Origin of the sequence: Bacillus sp. JJ1609, assembly GCF_036967045.1 — a bacterium.
In the GTDB taxonomy this organism is placed as follows: domain Bacteria; phylum Bacillota; class Bacilli; order Bacillales; family Cytobacillaceae; genus Mesobacillus.
In genome coordinates, this window is the sequence record NZ_JBALSS010000008.1 from 152,017 (window position 1) to 167,479 (window position 15,463).

General features: G+C 40.3%; 19 protein-coding genes. 7 read left to right on the forward strand and 12 right to left on the reverse strand.

Annotated features, from left to right (window positions below):
• Nucleotides 1-160 precede the first annotated feature (160 nt).
• A complete protein-coding gene (locus V7654_RS09485; RefSeq protein ID WP_335430098.1) occupies nt 161-1,375 on the reverse strand; it encodes an ABC transporter permease in 1,215 nt (404 codons plus the stop codon).
• Entirely contained in the window at nt 1,368-2,108 is a 741-nt protein-coding gene (locus V7654_RS09490; RefSeq protein WP_335430099.1) for an ABC transporter ATP-binding protein, read from the reverse strand. Before V7654_RS09490 ends, V7654_RS09485 begins: the two co-directional genes overlap by 8 nt.
• Before the next feature lie 667 nt (nt 2,109-2,775).
• On the opposite strand from V7654_RS09490, the gene V7654_RS09495 reads away from it, so the two are divergent.
• From V7654_RS09495 to V7654_RS09505, 3 genes are all read left to right on the forward strand, one after another.
• Nucleotides 2,776-3,195: an HIT family protein gene (locus V7654_RS09495; RefSeq protein ID WP_335430100.1), complete on the forward strand. Its 420-nt coding sequence runs from the start codon at nt 2,776-2,778 to the stop codon at nt 3,193-3,195.
• Nucleotides 3,196-3,612: 417 nt separating this feature from the next.
• Nucleotides 3,613-4,695 (forward strand): 3-phosphoserine/phosphohydroxythreonine transaminase, encoded by a 1,083-nt coding sequence (gene serC, locus V7654_RS09500; RefSeq protein ID WP_335430101.1) that lies wholly within the window; start codon nt 3,613-3,615, stop codon nt 4,693-4,695.
• Nucleotides 4,696-4,890: 195 nt separating this feature from the next.
• Nucleotides 4,891-5,409, forward strand: coding sequence for a tryptophan transporter (locus V7654_RS09505; RefSeq protein ID WP_335430102.1), 519 nt, complete (start codon nt 4,891-4,893; stop codon nt 5,407-5,409).
• A gap of 165 nt (nt 5,410-5,574) precedes the next feature.
• Here V7654_RS09505 and V7654_RS09510 read toward each other — a convergent pair whose 3' ends face one another.
• The gene (locus V7654_RS09510; RefSeq protein ID WP_335430103.1) at nt 5,575-5,766 is read right to left on the reverse strand and encodes a hypothetical protein; all 192 of its coding nucleotides are present in this window, start codon (nt 5,764-5,766) and stop codon (nt 5,575-5,577) included.
• Nucleotides 5,767-5,952: 186 nt separating this feature from the next.
• Here V7654_RS09510 and V7654_RS09515 point away from each other — a divergent pair, with 186 nt between their 5' ends.
• Together V7654_RS09515 and V7654_RS09520 are read left to right on the forward strand one after the other, a co-directional pair.
• Complete coding sequence (locus V7654_RS09515) at nt 5,953-6,318, forward strand: YtxH domain-containing protein (RefSeq protein WP_335430104.1); 366 nt, start codon at nt 5,953-5,955, stop codon at nt 6,316-6,318.
• Nucleotides 6,319-6,561: 243 nt separating this feature from the next.
• Entirely contained in the window at nt 6,562-7,137 is a 576-nt protein-coding gene (locus tag V7654_RS09520; protein ID WP_335430105.1) for an HTH-type transcriptional regulator Hpr, read from the forward strand.
• On the opposite strand, the gene V7654_RS09525 is transcribed toward V7654_RS09520, so the two are convergent.
• A complete protein-coding gene (locus tag V7654_RS09525; RefSeq protein WP_335430106.1) occupies nt 7,134-7,475 on the reverse strand; it encodes a DUF1878 family protein in 342 nt (113 codons plus the stop codon). The two genes, V7654_RS09520 and V7654_RS09525, sit on opposite strands and share 4 nt — an antisense overlap.
• A 183-nt stretch (nt 7,476-7,658) precedes the next feature.
• On the opposite strand from V7654_RS09525, the gene V7654_RS09530 reads away from it, so the two are divergent.
• A complete protein-coding gene (locus V7654_RS09530; RefSeq protein ID WP_335430107.1) occupies nt 7,659-7,847 on the forward strand; it encodes a hypothetical protein in 189 nt (62 codons plus the stop codon).
• A gap of 114 nt (nt 7,848-7,961) precedes the next feature.
• On the opposite strand, the gene V7654_RS09535 is transcribed toward V7654_RS09530, so the two are convergent.
• The 3 genes from V7654_RS09535 to V7654_RS09545 form a co-directional block, all read right to left on the reverse strand.
• A complete protein-coding gene (locus V7654_RS09535; protein ID WP_335430108.1) occupies nt 7,962-8,054 on the reverse strand; it encodes a YjcZ family sporulation protein in 93 nt (30 codons plus the stop codon).
• Nucleotides 8,055-8,144: 90 nt separating this feature from the next.
• Nucleotides 8,145-8,231, reverse strand: a complete 87-nt coding sequence (locus V7654_RS09540) for a YjcZ family sporulation protein (protein WP_335378390.1) — start codon at nt 8,229-8,231, stop codon at nt 8,145-8,147.
• Between the two features lie 91 nt (nt 8,232-8,322).
• Nucleotides 8,323-8,403, reverse strand: coding sequence for a YjcZ family sporulation protein (locus tag V7654_RS09545; RefSeq protein ID WP_207499173.1), 81 nt, complete (start codon nt 8,401-8,403; stop codon nt 8,323-8,325).
• Nucleotides 8,404-8,599: 196 nt separating this feature from the next.
• Between V7654_RS09545 and V7654_RS09550 the strand changes: the two genes are divergently transcribed.
• A complete protein-coding gene (locus tag V7654_RS09550; protein WP_335430109.1) occupies nt 8,600-9,475 on the forward strand; it encodes a peptidylprolyl isomerase in 876 nt (291 codons plus the stop codon).
• 70 nt (nt 9,476-9,545) lie between these two features.
• Here the strand turns inward: V7654_RS09550 and V7654_RS09555 are convergent, their stop codons facing one another.
• The 5 genes from V7654_RS09555 to V7654_RS09575 form a co-directional block, all read right to left on the reverse strand.
• Nucleotides 9,546-9,728: a sporulation YhaL family protein gene (locus V7654_RS09555; protein ID WP_335430110.1), complete on the reverse strand. Its 183-nt coding sequence runs from the start codon at nt 9,726-9,728 to the stop codon at nt 9,546-9,548.
• A gap of 101 nt (nt 9,729-9,829) precedes the next feature.
• Nucleotides 9,830-9,964, reverse strand: a complete 135-nt coding sequence (locus tag V7654_RS09560; protein ID WP_335430111.1) for a hypothetical protein — start codon at nt 9,962-9,964, stop codon at nt 9,830-9,832.
• A 112-nt stretch (nt 9,965-10,076) separates the two neighbouring features.
• Nucleotides 10,077-11,021: a 3'-5' exoribonuclease YhaM gene (gene yhaM, locus V7654_RS09565; RefSeq protein ID WP_335430112.1), complete on the reverse strand. Its 945-nt coding sequence runs from the start codon at nt 11,019-11,021 to the stop codon at nt 10,077-10,079.
• Between the two features lie 76 nt (nt 11,022-11,097).
• Entirely contained in the window at nt 11,098-14,097 is a 3,000-nt protein-coding gene (locus V7654_RS09570; protein ID WP_335430113.1) for an ATP-binding protein, read from the reverse strand.
• Nucleotides 14,098-14,114: 17 nt separating this feature from the next.
• A complete protein-coding gene (locus tag V7654_RS09575) occupies nt 14,115-15,338 on the reverse strand; it encodes a metallophosphoesterase family protein (RefSeq protein WP_335430114.1) in 1,224 nt (407 codons plus the stop codon).
• Between the last annotated feature and the right edge of the window lie 125 nt (nt 15,339-15,463).

Consider the following 15,463-nt stretch of genomic DNA (forward strand, 5'->3'; position numbering starts at 1 on the left):
AATTATGAAAAAGCTCAAGAGCCAGCTTTTTCAAGGACAAATTCTTCTAGGGGCGTCAGGTGAGCCCGCAGGAGTCGAGTGCCCTCCGCTCCAATCAACAGGTGCAAAAACCCCCATTGACCTTTAACAAAGCCAATTTTTAAAATGAACCGCAGGCAGGCTAAGCCTTAAGCAGCTTACTTTGAATGTAGACATAAACAAAGAATACTGAAAAAGCAATGCCAGCAGCCAATACTGTAGCCCCAAACAGCCATTCACCTTTTAACAGAACAATTCCTGCAAAAACTGCAGATTGAAAAATCATTATCTTCATCAACAAACTGGTAAATGATTTTTTCCTCGCTGCTTCAGGTACTGGATACAAATTAATCCAAAGCTTATTTTGATGATGACTCCATAATGGCAGAAGCTGAAAGCCTGTTAAGTATAGGAATAGGATGGCAATTAATATTTGACCCGGTCCGAATGTGAAAAAGTAAAGTGCCGCCCCGCCAATCGCAGTCAGACGAATGAGCAAACCAAAATAATCCCCAGCCCTTGCAAAGGTTCTTAAATAAAGATGGCTGAAGGTCAAGTCCTGACGATATGGAATTGCATTGAACAGCCAGTCCAGCCATCTGCGTCTTTTGGTGCGGTCCCTCAATTTAGGGACATCTGTAAATAAATTCGCAATCCGGTAAAAGGAATTCATCCGTCTTTCTTCATCTTCTATCAGCTGTTCCCACTTCAGCCCCTTGCTGCTAGTCTGTTTTTTGTAATAAACATAAAGCAAGACCAGCATAATGGCAGGAATGGCTGCAAAAATCAGCTGCGCACCCGAAAAGATGAAGTACAAAAGAACAGCATTGATACAGAATCGTACCAGGCTATCAGCGATTTTCACACTTGTCTCAATATGATATTGCACTCTCCAGCGAACCAGTAAATTAATCCATTTTAGAAGTACAAGTCCGCCTAGCAGAATGAAAAAGGATTTAAAGTCGGCTCCATGAACTTTTACATGCAGCGGCATGAGTACTGCCAGAACAATCAGTAATAGATATGACTGTAAACTAAGGCTAAACCCGATCGATTTTTTAAAATAATCCGCAAGCCGGGTTTCAAGCGGCAGCAAGAAAATCTTATCTGCCTCTGTCAAAAATGTCTGGATTGGACTGTAGGTGAGCACGCCAGCAAGCATAAGAGCCATGATCCAAGCTGCCGGAAAGTCTGGCCCGAGCGTCTTAATCCACTCTTGATAATAAAAAGCTGCCGATCCAATCAGAAACAGAAGGACCACTACAAGGTGTCCATTAAAAATATACCGTAGATAACTTCCTGTTTCTTTTGTGAAGGAGCTAAAGCGTTCCTTCCATAAAGTCTGCGGATTAAACATAGTCTTCTTCCTTCGTCAGCTGGATATACAAGTCGTCCAATGTGGCACCAGGCATGGAAAATTGGTCGCGCAGCTCATCGAGAGTTCCCAATGCCCTGACCTCTCCATTATGGAGAATGACAAAACGGTCACAATATCTTTCGGCAGTTGCCAGGATGTGGGTGGACATCAAAATGCCTGCACCGCTTTCTTTCATTTGATTCATTAAATCAAGTAAAGACTGAATTCCCAGCGGGTCGAGGCCTACAAAAGGTTCATCTACAATATAAAGAGATGGCTGCACAAGGAAAGCGCACATGATCATTACCTTTTGTTTCATGCCTTTTGAGAAATGAGCAGGAAACCATTTAAGCCTCTTGCTCATTCTGAATTCTTTTAAAAGTGCTTCGATTCGCTGTTTGTATATTTTTTCCTCAAGACCATAAGCCATAGCTGTCATTTTAAGATGTTCTTCTAAAGTTAACTCATCGTAAAGAATGGGCGTTTCTGGTACAAAAGTAAATTGTCTTCTGTATTCCTCCCGATTTTCAATGAAGGTTTTTCCATTTATCTTAATGTCACCTTGGTGAGGCTCCATAAGACCAATAACATGTTTAATCGTAGTACTTTTACCAGCACCATTAAGTCCGATCAATCCGACAATTTCGTTTGGATTCACCTTAAAGCTTACATTTTTTAAAACCGGATTCCGTGTATATCCCCCGGTTACCTGATTGATTTCCAATAATGACATCGCAAACGCCCTTCCAATCGTATTTCCTATACATTTATTTTAACAAATCCAAAAGGTTTAGGAAAACCTGCAACATTTCTTAAAACTTTTTTTGTATATTCCCTGTTTATCCGGGCATCATAATCTTTGAAGGGGCAACAAGTAATCAATCGAAATGAGGTGTCTGTAAAAGACATATTGTTCGATTTATAAAACACACTGATTTCAACGTTCAAATAAGGGGATGGTTGCATTGCGCTACGTAAATGTTAACCCAGCCGTTCAGTAACATCACTCCACATTTTGAAATGAGGTGTGTGTCGCAGATCACTTCTCCGCTTTATAAGTTGTGAAACCTATTAAAGCAGACAGGGGATGGTCCGATTGAACCAGGTATTGAATAACCCATCATTTATCTAAATTCAAATGAATTTAAAATGAGGTGTTTATCAAAGGTATGCCTGCTGAGAACGTAAATGAACAGTAGTTAGTTCCCCTTCAGGGACAGGATTCCATGCGGATCCTGTCCTTCTTATTTCTTTAAATTCATTGGCAAAATATGATAAAATACCAGAAACATGACCGAAAAGCTTGAGAACCTTGTTAAGCCGCTTGTTAGTTTGGACTGACGTAAGTGGCTAAGTGCTCGGGCTTGGAATCCGTTTATTATTTAGGAAGGGTGAATATGATGAGTGATTGTATTTTTTGCAAAATAATCAATGGAGAAATTCCTTCGGCTAAGGTATATGAGGATGAAAATGTACTCGCCTTCCTTGATATCAGCCAGGTAACAAAGGGACATACGCTAGTCATTCCTAAAGTACATAAAGAAAACGTATTTGACTTAACTGATGAAATTGCTGCAAATGTATTCTCCGCCGTACCCAAAGTAGCAAACGCCATCAAAGCTGCTTATGATCCAATCGGATTGAATGTACTGCAAAACAATGGTGAAGCTGCGGGACAATCTGTCTTTCACTTCCACATGCATTTGATTCCACGCTATGGAAAAGGCGATGGTTTTGGGGCTGTCTGGAAGACACACCAGGAAGAATACACATCTGACGATTACAAGAAAATCGCTGATGAAATCAACAGCAAAATCTAAACTTCCGCTTTGCGGGAGTTTTTTCTTTTTGGGACTTGGCTCGAATCTCCAATTAAAGCCATTTTTTGTTCTTAACCCCTTCCTTGGGGCAGTTTTACCTTTTTTCGACCGAGTTCAGGCATCAATAGTCTCCTTTGATGCTCATTTTCCCTTTACCAAGCCAACTATGTGTTTCAAAAGCCTTCATAGATGATTATTTTTCACTCGGCCGAAACAAATTACATGCTTCGCTAGCCTTCCTTGTTTCTCATTTTTCCTCACCCTAGCCAATTTCTTGCTGTAATAGCCAAAATCATCATGAACATATTTTATTTTAATTTTTCTGAAAACATTAGAAAATTGATTCTATTTCTGGTAGCATGAGTATAGCTTTAACTCTTTAGTGGAGTACCGTATTTTAAATTTGGGGGGATTAAGTTGAAACGTGCATTTAACTTTAATGCTGGACCTGCAGCATTGCCTGAAGCTGTATTGGCTAAAGCAGAAAAAGAGATGATGAATTACCAGGGCAGCGGCATGGCAGTCATGGAATTAAGCCACCGCAGCAAAGAATTTGAAGAGATCAATGACCGCACTAAAAAATTGCTTAGCAAGCTTTTAGACATTCCTGCTGATTATGAAATCCTTTTTTTACAGGGAGGTGCCAGCCTGCAGTTTTCCATGATTCCGATGAATCTTCTTGAAAGCGGGAGTACGGCGGACTATGTCCTTACGGGGACATGGTCAGAAAAAGCTTTGGAAGAAGCACTGAAAATTGGAAAAGCTGAAGTGGCAGCCTCTTCAAAGGAAAAAAGCTACAGATCAATCCCCAATATGAACGAAATCAACTTAAAACACGATGCTGCTTATTTGCACATTACTACTAACAATACAATTTTTGGAACACGGTGGCATTCCATTCCTGAGGGTTTGTCAGTACCGCTTATCGCGGATATGTCCAGTGATATCCTGAGCAGACCACTGACTATTTCTTCCTATGGGCTGATTTATGCCGGTGCACAGAAAAATCTAGGTCCCTCCGGTGTCACCGTTGTCATTATCCATAAAGAACTGTTGAAGCGTTCCAGCAAAAACCTGCCTTCGATGTTAAATTATCAGGTCCACGCTACTTCAAAGTCACTTTACAACACTCCGCCTACTTTATCTGTTTACTTCCTGATGCTAGTCCTGGAATGGGCGGAATCTTTAGGAGGAGTGACCGAGCTTGAAAAGCTGAACAAGAAGAAAGCCGGATTGCTATACGATGCCATAGACAATAGTGCTGGATTCTATAAAGGGCATGCTGAAAAAGACAGCCGTTCTCTTATGAATGTTACTTTCACTTTAGAAAGCGACGATCTAACTGCTTCCTTCCTACATGAAGCAGCTGAAACAGGATTTATCGGGCTCGCCGGACACCGGTCCGTAGGCGGCTGCCGTGCGTCGATTTATAATGCTGTCCCATTCGAACATGTAGAAAAATTGGCAAATTTCATGAATAGCTTTAAACAAAGAAATTAGCATATCGGCCACTTATGCCACATTAACGCATTACCTTACCGGGGGTCTGACCCCCAGCGCTTTAAAGTGGTAAATTAACTTTTTTCTTTACTGTATTAGCATTTGTGTTATAATTGTACCAAGCTTTTCGCTGCAGGCATGAGAGCACTGCAGGAGAAGTACTAGTTAGCTAGAATAGCAGAGGAGAGATGAGAATTGAATACGAAGAATCTTGTAGCATTATCACTTTTAGTGGGGATGGGGGCAGTTTTGCACGCGATTGTGCCTGGTTTTTTCCTTGGAATGAAGCCAGATATGATGCTCACCATGATGTTCCTGGGAATTATTTTATTCCCTGACAAGAAGAGTGTTTTATTAGTTGGAGCTGTGACTGGACTTATTTCTGGATTGACAACTACTTTCCCTGGAGGCATGGTTCCAAACATTATCGATAAACCTGTAACAGCGTTTGTCTTTTTCGGAATCCTGCTGTTGATGAAACGTTATCAATCTTCTATTTATACTGTAGCTGCCTTAACAGCCGTAGGTACAATTGTATCAGGAATCGTTTTCCTTGGTTCAGCCTACTATCTAGTTGGACTTCCTGGACCGTTCACCGCATTATTTGCAGCGGTAGTGCTTCCAGCAGCGGCATTCAACACAGTATTCATGGCCATCCTTTATCCAGTTGCCACAAGCATTTTCAAGAGAGCTAAACTTGCAAAAGTAAATTAATTTGAAAAGCCCCTGTTCCCAACAGAACAGGGGCTTTATTTATTTTCCGTTATCAGAAGGCAGTTTTAGCATTAATTATTTATTAAGATACCTTCCCCATTACTTTGTGTAAATTGGTTCTTTAACGAAGAATTCAATACAAATGAAAAAGCACAGATTAACGATCTAATGGAATGAATAAAAGATAATCCCTATTAGTAAAAAGATTGCCCCTGCTCCTGCAAGTGAACCAGCTCTCTTTCGAAGGAGCACCTTTGGAGGATACATTCCTGGTTTATTTAAAGCAAGGAGATTTTGGACTGCCCCGGCAAACATTGCAAAGCTGACGAGAAATACCACGCTAATAAAAATTCCCACTCCCCTCCTCTCCTTTCTCTGAACGGCATTCCCTTAATTATCTTTATGCCTGTTAATTTAAGGCTATGAGGCACAAAACGGTTTAATTGATGAATATTAGGAAATAAAATAAACAAGAAGAGAAGAAAAAAGGAATCTCCCTCCTTTTGAAGAACATATACAGAAAGAATAAAGAGGTGGAAAAAAATGAATACAAAATCATTATTAATGGGATTCTTGGTTGGAGGAGTTGCAGCTGGAGTAGCTACCCTTCTTACAGCCCCAAATCCCGGATATCAAACAAGGGGAATCCTTAAGGCTAACAAAGATGAATTTATCGGCTCAATTAAAGATGTGAAGGAAGCCGCTGTAGAATTGAAGGATACGGTAGCTTATGCTTCTAAGGAAGGGAAAACGGTTATTCAAGCGTTCGTAACAGATGTTAAAACAGCAATATATAAATGGCAGCTTCATACTGAAGTAAATAAAAATGAACTTCAGAAAGATGTAAAGGAACTTGAGGAATCGATCAAGGAGCTTGAAACAGAACTGGCTGCTTCAAATCCAAAATAAATCCTGAAAATCCTTCCCAATTGATTATTTTTTACAACTGGGAAGGATTTTCCTTTTACATACAGAAAGATATATTATGCAAATGCCGTTTTTATTATGACAAATAAAAAATTCCGCTAAAACATCCCGACTTTAGATGGAATTTAACAAATTCAAAAAATTTTGTAAATTTATATCTTTATTAATTTTTGTTTTATTGGCATAATGAAAATAGAAAGAATAATAAAGTAGGTGAATATGAGAATGGCAGATAAAAACTATTCAATGAAAGAAGCAATGATGTTTAGCCAGAGAATTGCACAGTTAAGCAAAGCGCTTTGGAAGTCGGTTGAGAAAGATTGGCAGCAATGGATCAAACCATTCGATCTTAATATTAATGAGCACCATATATTATGGATTGCTTATCACTTGAATGGGGCATCAATTTCAGATGTGGCAAAATTTGGGGTCATGCATGTTTCTACAGCCTTCAATTTCTCGAAAAAGCTTGAGGAGCGGGGATACTTAAAGTTCTCAAAGAAGGAAAGCGACAAGAGGAACACTTACATTCAGCTAACAGAACAGGGAGAAGCTATCTTACTGGCATTAATGGAAAACTATGATCCAGATAAAAACGCTGTCTTTTCAGGCGCAATGCCTTTGAAAGAGCTCTACGGGAAATTTCCGGATATCATTGAAATTATGGCAATTGTCCGAAATATCTACGGAGATGATTTTATGGAAATCTTCGAAAAGTCTTTTTCAAATATAGACAGCAAATTCACCGATGCAGACGGCACGCTCAAAAAAATTGATCCAGCCGAAAAGGAGTACGCTTAATTTTCAATGTACTTTCTTAACTCCGTCATAAGAGGAAGGAATAACCCCTGTGACTCACAAGCTTTGATTACTTCCTCTGGCTGCAGTTTCGGCTGGACAACAGTTGAAAACTTCTTATAAAGCGGATGAAAATACATAAATCCCTCCGCTTTTTGTTCTTCCATGTGCATGCTCATTTTCTCACAAGCCTCAAGAATACTTGCTACCTCCTGCTGGGTTAACCCTCTTTCAATAATCAGTGAATAAAAATGTTCCTTTGAGCCTTTTACCATTTTTAAAAGCAATTTTTGATGGAATTCGAGCATATTAATCTTTTCTATTATTTTTCCATAATCCATTTTGCCTTCCCCTTCATCCTCTTTTAACTTTATACTACCCGAGTGCACCAGAAGCTGCAATTACAAGACAGCGATTTGAGGGATTTTGAATTTGCTAAATCCAGCATTATAAAAAACTATCTTTTTCTTAAAATATTTGTTATTGTATTTAAGATAAAAAGATTGATAAGGAGGGATTCTTCGATGATCTCCATTTTATTCGTGTTTGTTCTTTTTGCTTTTTTCATCCTTTTCTTTATTAATAAACTAACCGACTCCCTCTGTATCCAAAAGGAAATACCAGAAGACAAACATGCTAAAATTTTCAGGACGATCAATATTTTAGTTACAATCTTGTTACTTTCTTCTTTTATTGAAGTTTTGTATGCGTGACAACATAAATTAAGCGGTGAGGCTGCCCTCACCGCTTTTTATTTTTGGCAGAAGTTCGTTACAGAATTTCCAGCCCTCATTATTTAAAAGCTCGCATCAAGCATGCTGTATTGGTTACAGCCAAGAGCAACCGATGATAATCAAAAGAATGAACAAGACAACAACTAGTGCGAAGCCGCTGCCAAAGCTACTGTGTCCTCCTGACATAGGGATTCCTCCTTCCTCTTTACAAACCTGGGCTAAACTTAGCTTTTCTAAAATATGGGAGCCGAATGTCCCCCATATTCTACTTACTAGTTAACACCAGCAAGCTGCACCTACAATGATTAACAGAATGAATAACACGACAACTAATGCGAAACCACTACCGTGACCTGCACCCATATTAACACCTCCTTCCAAAGTGTCTAGAATATCTTATTCACTAAGTTCATTTCCGCTTAGGCAGTTATCCTGCTTTTTAGCATTTTGTTGATTAACAGAAGGAAGCACCGACGATAATCAGCAAAATGAACAAGACAACGATTAAGGCAAATCCCGAATTACACTGGCCCATAATAAATTACCTCCTTTATTTCTCTTCCCTACATCCTATGCACAAGCGCGGAGATGGTCTGGATGTTTGCCCATCTTCCTGGACGCATTACAAAAAATCTGGGAGATATTTTTTGTAGAAAAATGAAATTATGTTATAGTAGAATTTGTGGATTTAGAAAAACGCACTAGAAATTTCTGTTTAGGAGTTGTTCACCATGAAAAAATTGTTACTTTCCCTCACGGTTGCAGCCGGAGTAATTGGATTAAGCGCATGCAGCGGCGATAATGACAGTTCTTCTGAAGTACTCGTTGAAACAAAAGCTGGAAATATCACAAAAGATGAGCTTTATGAATCAATGAAGGATAAGTACGGAGAGCAGGCACTACAGGAGTTGTTGTACCAAAAAGTCCTGGCTAAGAACTATAAAGTCACTGACAAAGAGGTAGACGCAAAGGTTGCTGAGTTGAAAAAAGAGCTTGGAGACAACTTTGAATTAGTTCTTCAGCAGAATCAGCTTAAAGATGAGAATGAATTAAAGAAAGTCCTTAAAGACCAAATGCTTATGGAGAAAGCTGCACTTAAAGACGTAAAAGTTTCTGAAGAAGATGTAAAAAAGAGTTATGAAAACTACAAACCAGAAATCAAAGCAAGCCACATACTAGTTAAAGATGAAAAGACTGCACAGGAAGTAAAGAAAAAGCTTGATGGCGGAGCAAAGTTTGAAGATCTTGCTAAAGAATATTCACAAGATCCTGGTTCTGCTGCTAATGGCGGCGACCTTGGATTCTTCGGTCCTGGAAAAATGGATCCTGCTTTCGAAGAAGCAGCTTATGCGCTTGAAGTGAATGAAATAAGCGAGCCTGTTCAATCTCAGCATGGCTTCCACATTATCAAAGTAACTGAGAAAAAAGAAAAAGAATCGTACGATAAAATGAAGGACAAATTGGAATATGATCTTAAGCTTGCACAAGTAGATGCTAATAAAATCCAAGAAGTCATGAAGCGTGAACTTAAAGATGCTGATGTTGAAATAAAGGATAAAGATCTTAAAGGTGCCGCTGAATTCCCAGAAGCACCAACTCAGCAATAACGTAAAGCCAGATCATCATATTTGTTTAATTAAAAAGAACGCTGGCTCCAAATATGGAGTCAGCGTTCTTTTATGCTTCAAGCGAATTTTCTCGCTGTTCTCTTTCTTGTTCAAGCCTCTTCATATAAAGCTCGCCTTCACGTTCAATGCTTTCCAATTCTATTTCCCTTTCTTCCTTCCCTGTTTTCACCGCCATAAAAGCACTGAATACGATACCTGCTGCGACCGCTATTACCCAGATTGGAATTGACATTTTTAATACCCTCCATTGTTTACAGGTTGTCCAAATTGACTCTTACTGTATAAATATGTATCAGGTTATTAAATATGCCAATTTTTTAAACAATGGCTGTGTTAAATTAAACGGTTGATTTCCGCTCCAGGCACTCGCTTTCCGCGGGGCGTCAGGTGAGCCTCCTCGCCGCTTTGCTCCTGCCGGGTCTCACCTTGGCCGCTAATCCCGCAGGAGTCGAGTGCCCTCCGCTCCAATCAACAGGTGTCAAAATCTAGACTGACCTTTACACAGCCTAAAAAATAGTATCCATTTGACTATTGAATTATCTAAAAAAAGCCATTCCAATGGAAGGCTCTTTTGATTTGCTTATTTATGAAACACTGGCTTGTAAAATGAACGGTTATCGAGCGCGAATACTCTTTCTGAAAATTCTCCAGGTTTTACTCGTACAAGTGCACGGTCAAGCATGTTCATTTTTGCATCCAGGTTATCAATATAATGCAAAATTTCTGCTTCTTTGATCAGCGGTGGCTTTGGGCTTCCCCATTCGGCCTTGCCGTGATGGGATAAAACCATATGCTGAAGGATAACAACTTCTTCTCCAGCAATCCCCAACTCGTCAGCGGCTTTGCCTATCTCATTGACCATGATGGAAATATGCCCAAGCAGATTTCCTTCCACAGTATAAGTTGTTGATATCGGCCCAGAAAGCTCGAAAACTTTTCCAAGATCATGAAGGATGACTCCTGCATATAAAAGGTCTTTATCAAGGCTTGGATACAGGGACGCTATCGACTTTGCAAGGTCCAGCATCGAAACTACATGGTACGCCAGCCCTGAAACAAATTCATGATGATTTTTAGTGGCAGCCGGGTATTCCATGAATGCTTGATGATGCTTTTTTAATAAATGTCTTGTGATGCGCTGGATATTGGGATTTTTCATATCAAAAATATATTGTGTAAGCTTACTGGACATTTCATCCTGGCTGATAGGAGCTGTTTCAAGAAAATCAGAAAGTTTAACCGAGTCAGCTGCAGAAGCAGGCCGGATTTGCCTTATTTTTAATTGGTTACGGCCTCGGTAATTCTGAATATCCCCTAATACTTTCACGATATTTTCAGCGGCGTAGATGCTTTCATCTCCTTCGGACACATCCCAAAGCTTTGCTTCGATCTCCCCGCTTTGATCCTGCAGGATTAGTGTCAAAAATGGTTTCCCATTGCTGGCAATTCCCTTTGACGAATGCTTTATGAGCAAAAATAACTCTACCTGGTCACCTGTTTCATGATTTAATATACCTTTATTCATCTCTAACCGACCTCTCCTCTCTGCAACAGTATAACACACAGAGCCTATAGTCTCTGATACTCAAAACATGGCATTTCTAAACTATGTTCGTGCTTTTTTCTTCCAGATTCAGAATCTCATCTTCATTAAAATATTCAAGCAAGTGTCGATGGCAGGTAAATAACAGGATTTGATTATTTGGCATTTCCCTAAGTAAACCGATAATACGCTCTGTTCTTTTGTGATCGAAATTAACAAAACTGTCATCAATAATAATAGGAAATGGATAGCGATCATAATGGACTGCGGCCAAGGCAAGCCTGATCGATACATAAACTTGTTCCGCAGTCGCTTGGCTGAGTTCATTCGCTTCAAAAAGAACATGGTCATTTCTCTCAATTAAAAAACCGCTCCCTGATAACTGAGGAATGATCCTCACATAGCTTCCATCTGTCAAAACAGAAAGGAAGCTTTCAGCCTGAGCCAGCATCCTAGGCATCCGCTCGTCTTTATAGCGATTGATTGTCCTGGAAAGCAAATCCCTAGCAATCGCATACTTTGCCCATTCTTTTGCATCCTCTACAAAATCATGCTTCATCTGTTTGTATTTATGTAGCAACTCACTGTAAAGTCCGCCTTCCTCCAGTACATGCATACTATGTTTGACATTGGCAAGACAGTCAAATTGAGAGGATAGCTCTTTCTTGCGCTGTTCAGTGAGCTGAACATTTTCATTAATCTGCTCCTCAAGTGCATTAGCAGTTAATATCTGTTCCCTATCTAGAGAAGTTATGCCAGATACTGCCAGCTGGTGATTCAAATCTGCCAGTCTTACTGACCAACTTTTCATTTGCTCATGCTTTTTAGCCTGAATGCGGAATTCATCCTCATCATCTGATTTAGCCTGGGCAAATAAACTCAGCTTCTCTTCTGTAAGTATCTGCTGATCCTTTTCAAGGACAGCAAATTCCTCTTCAAGCTCATCCAATTTCACGATCATTTCATGATATTTTGCTTTTAGGTCGATGGCTTCCCGCAATTTCTTTTTCATTAAAGTGGCCGTCTCGACAGTAGACAGATTAGCGCTCTGTAGGAAACGTCCTCCCAACAATTTAAGGGCAATTTCAAACTCCCCTAAAGTCCCTGATATAGATTGCAGCTTTTCCTCTGTTCTCTTTCTTTCACGAAAATTTTGTTTTTGCTTTTCGACTAATTGATATGCATCGAATAACTTCCCATGTCCGGAGGCTGAACTTAATCCCAGCTGTTTGATTAACGCTGCTTTTTTTAATTTGAATTCAGCTTCTTCCATTTCCCATCTTTCAAATTGCTCTATGACTTTTTCATACCTTATCTGCTGCTGCTCGATCTTCACAAGCAATTCACGGTGGCGGTGTCTCAATTCCTCATCCTTGAGAAGCTGGCTTTTTATTGAAAAAAGATGTCCATCGGGCTGCTTGTTCAGGATCTCAGTCAAAGTCCGCTCCCGGTTTAAAAGCTCGGTAAGGATTTCATCGCGAGATACTTTGACCTTATGAGCCTCAGGTTTGAAATGAATGACAAGCAGGAATAACAATCCCGCGATTCCAACTGCTGACAGCAGCCATTGGCTGTTGATGGCCCCCCATAACAATATGATGAGAAAAATAGCTCCAAACAGCAGAAGTTGGTAGAGATCTTTTTTCTTTTGGCTCGTCCTCCTGATTTCTTCTTTCTTCACCCTGTCTTTATGGGTCAGTATCTGATCTTTCACCTGACTTAAATCTAGCTGGATCTGCTGCTTGTTATCGAGAACAGACAATTCTTCTGTTAGCTGAACTCTCTTCGCTTCTGGCAGCAGTTCATTCTCCACCGCTGAAAGAGTACCCTCCAATTCGACGAGCGCTGTTTTTTCTTCTTCAAACCCAGATTCAAGCTCTAGCCTTTTGTCTGTTAACCTTTGCTGGCTTCGCTGGATGTTCTCGGATTCTTCTTTTATAAAAACACTTGTATTTATTCGTTGGATCGTTTCTTCATTGAAATCAGTGTGTAAATTATCATTTATTTGGCTGATCTCTTCCGTAAGCTCCTCAATCTTCCATTCAAGCAGCCGTTTTTCCTGCTTTAACTGGTCAAGCAAAGGCAGACTTTCAAGTAATGATTCAATCTCAGTTTCCTGCTCAAGCAATTCAAAATCAGGTTTTGATGACTCTGCTTCATTCATAAGAGTCATCATTTTTTCCTTAATCCATAACATTCTTGCCTGGATTGGCTTAAGCTGCTGATCAATCTTCTCAAAGCGGAGCAGCCCGTCCTGAGGAAAATGAACTGGCCCATACTCTTCAAGCTTTCTTTGCAACGCAGCTTCCTCGATCACCATTTGCTCATACCGTTTGTATTCTTTTAGCTTAGCGTTTCTTTGCTCGCATTCTATTATTTCTGTCTCAAGCTGAGTTATTTTACTTTCAATCGCTTCTTTCTCGCTTAATAGCTCAGAATAGCGCTCATTCTGATGTTCAGCCTGTTTCAGGGCTGACTGTACTTCCTTTAACTCTTTCAGCTTTTCGTTCATTAAAGGTTTTTTTCCACTGGGTTTGAATCGGATCTCCATTTCCTTAAGCAATGCGGTTTCAGCATTAAACAGCTTGTCTGTACCGAGGGTGCCTGCGGAAAATAAATACTTCCCCAGCTCCTCTCCCTTCAAAGCCTGGATATTTTGCAGTCCATGGACATTGAAGGAGAAGATTGCTTGATAAATGCTTTTATCCATTCTTTGCATCAGATCTTTCAGCAGCTCTTCACCGCCGACCGTCCCATCCTCGAGCGACACTGTAACATCACCTGCCGCTCTGCCCTTTACTCTCTCGATTACTGCAATACCCTTGCCAGGAAAAAAAGCTTTTATTTTGCCACCATATTTGGAATGATCTTTTGGTTCATAGCGCAATTCAGTACTTTGTCTGGCCGGAAAGCCAAAAAGGATACTATGTATAAACGACATAATCGTGGACTTGCCTGCTTCATTTTCTCCATAGAATACATGAAATCGATCCATTGAGGTAATTTGATAATTTTCAAGCTTGCCGTACCCATAGATATGTAAATCGATGATTCGCATCTCGCTTCCTCCTCCCCTTAATTCTTCATCAGCAATTGAAGCAGAATTTTTTCTGCATCCAGCACAAGCTGATCCTTTTCACTCTCTTCCAGTCCTGAAAGATGTCTTCTCGCCTGGCTGTGCTGGAATAAAGGAGATAGCGCATCACTCATGTCCTCATACTTTTCAATCGTATCGAACAGATCCTGGTAAAAATCGCTTTGCTTAATAAGCTCACCACGATTGGCAGCGATCTGTTCCTTATAGGCAAGCCTGTGGACCCAGACAAAGGATTCCTCCTCTTTTTCTTCATCCTGTAAAAGTTCGAGCAGTTCTCCACTATCAATCTTTTCTTTCACTTCCGTTAAGCCAGAATCAAGATGATCAATGTGGATTGCCAGGAGGACGCCTTTTCCTTCTTTTCTTTTTTTATCCAGTGAAGAAAGGCATAGCTGATAAACATCATTGAAGCTTTCCACATTCTTTCCATCTATCATGAATTCTTCCCATATGACGTCAGCCGTTTCAACAAAAGACACTTCTGAACCACTTTCAGTCAGGGTGACTATATATGCACCTTTGTCTCCTTGTTCTTTCCTGTTACGGCCTTGCGGATTACCAGGATACACAACATGCGGGTGTTCAGCTAATATTGCTCTTTTATGGATATGACCGAGTGCCCAGTAATCGTAGCCCTTGTCCAAAAGTTCGGCTAAGCGGAAAGGAGCGTAATTTCCATGCTCACTTGCGCCCTCATTGTGACCGTGCAGCAATCCGATATGAAAATCCGCACCAGCAATCCTTTCATACTTCTCGATCCATCTCTCCATGACATGCCGTTCAGGATAACTGAAGCCATACAAATGTACCCGCGTGCCATCCTTGTTACTAAATGCCTCCATTGAAAGCTGGTCTTTAAAAAAGAAAACATTATCAGGAAATACAATTTCAACCGAATTGCCTCCAAGGTGATCATGGTTTCCATGGATGGCATATACTTTTATCCCTTTTTCCGCCAGTCTGTTCATCTCATTCCTTAAAACAGCCTGTGCGCGGATGCTTCTGTCTTCACCATCATACAGATCGCCAGCTATCACTACAAAATCCACCTCATGTTTGATAGCAGCATCCGTAATATTCTTTAACGCTTTAAAAGTACTTTCCTGAAGCCGATGAAAAATGGCTTTCGGCAGATGCCTAAGTCCCACCATCGGACTATCAAGATGAAGATCAGCAGTATGTAAAAACTTGACCTGTTTCATATGAAATTTCCTTTCCAGACCATTTTTCGTTTGGCTATGTTAAATTAGACTGTTGATTTCCGCTCCAGGCACTCGCTTTCCGCGGGGCGTCAGGTGAGCCTCCTCGTCGCTTTGCTCCTGCGGGG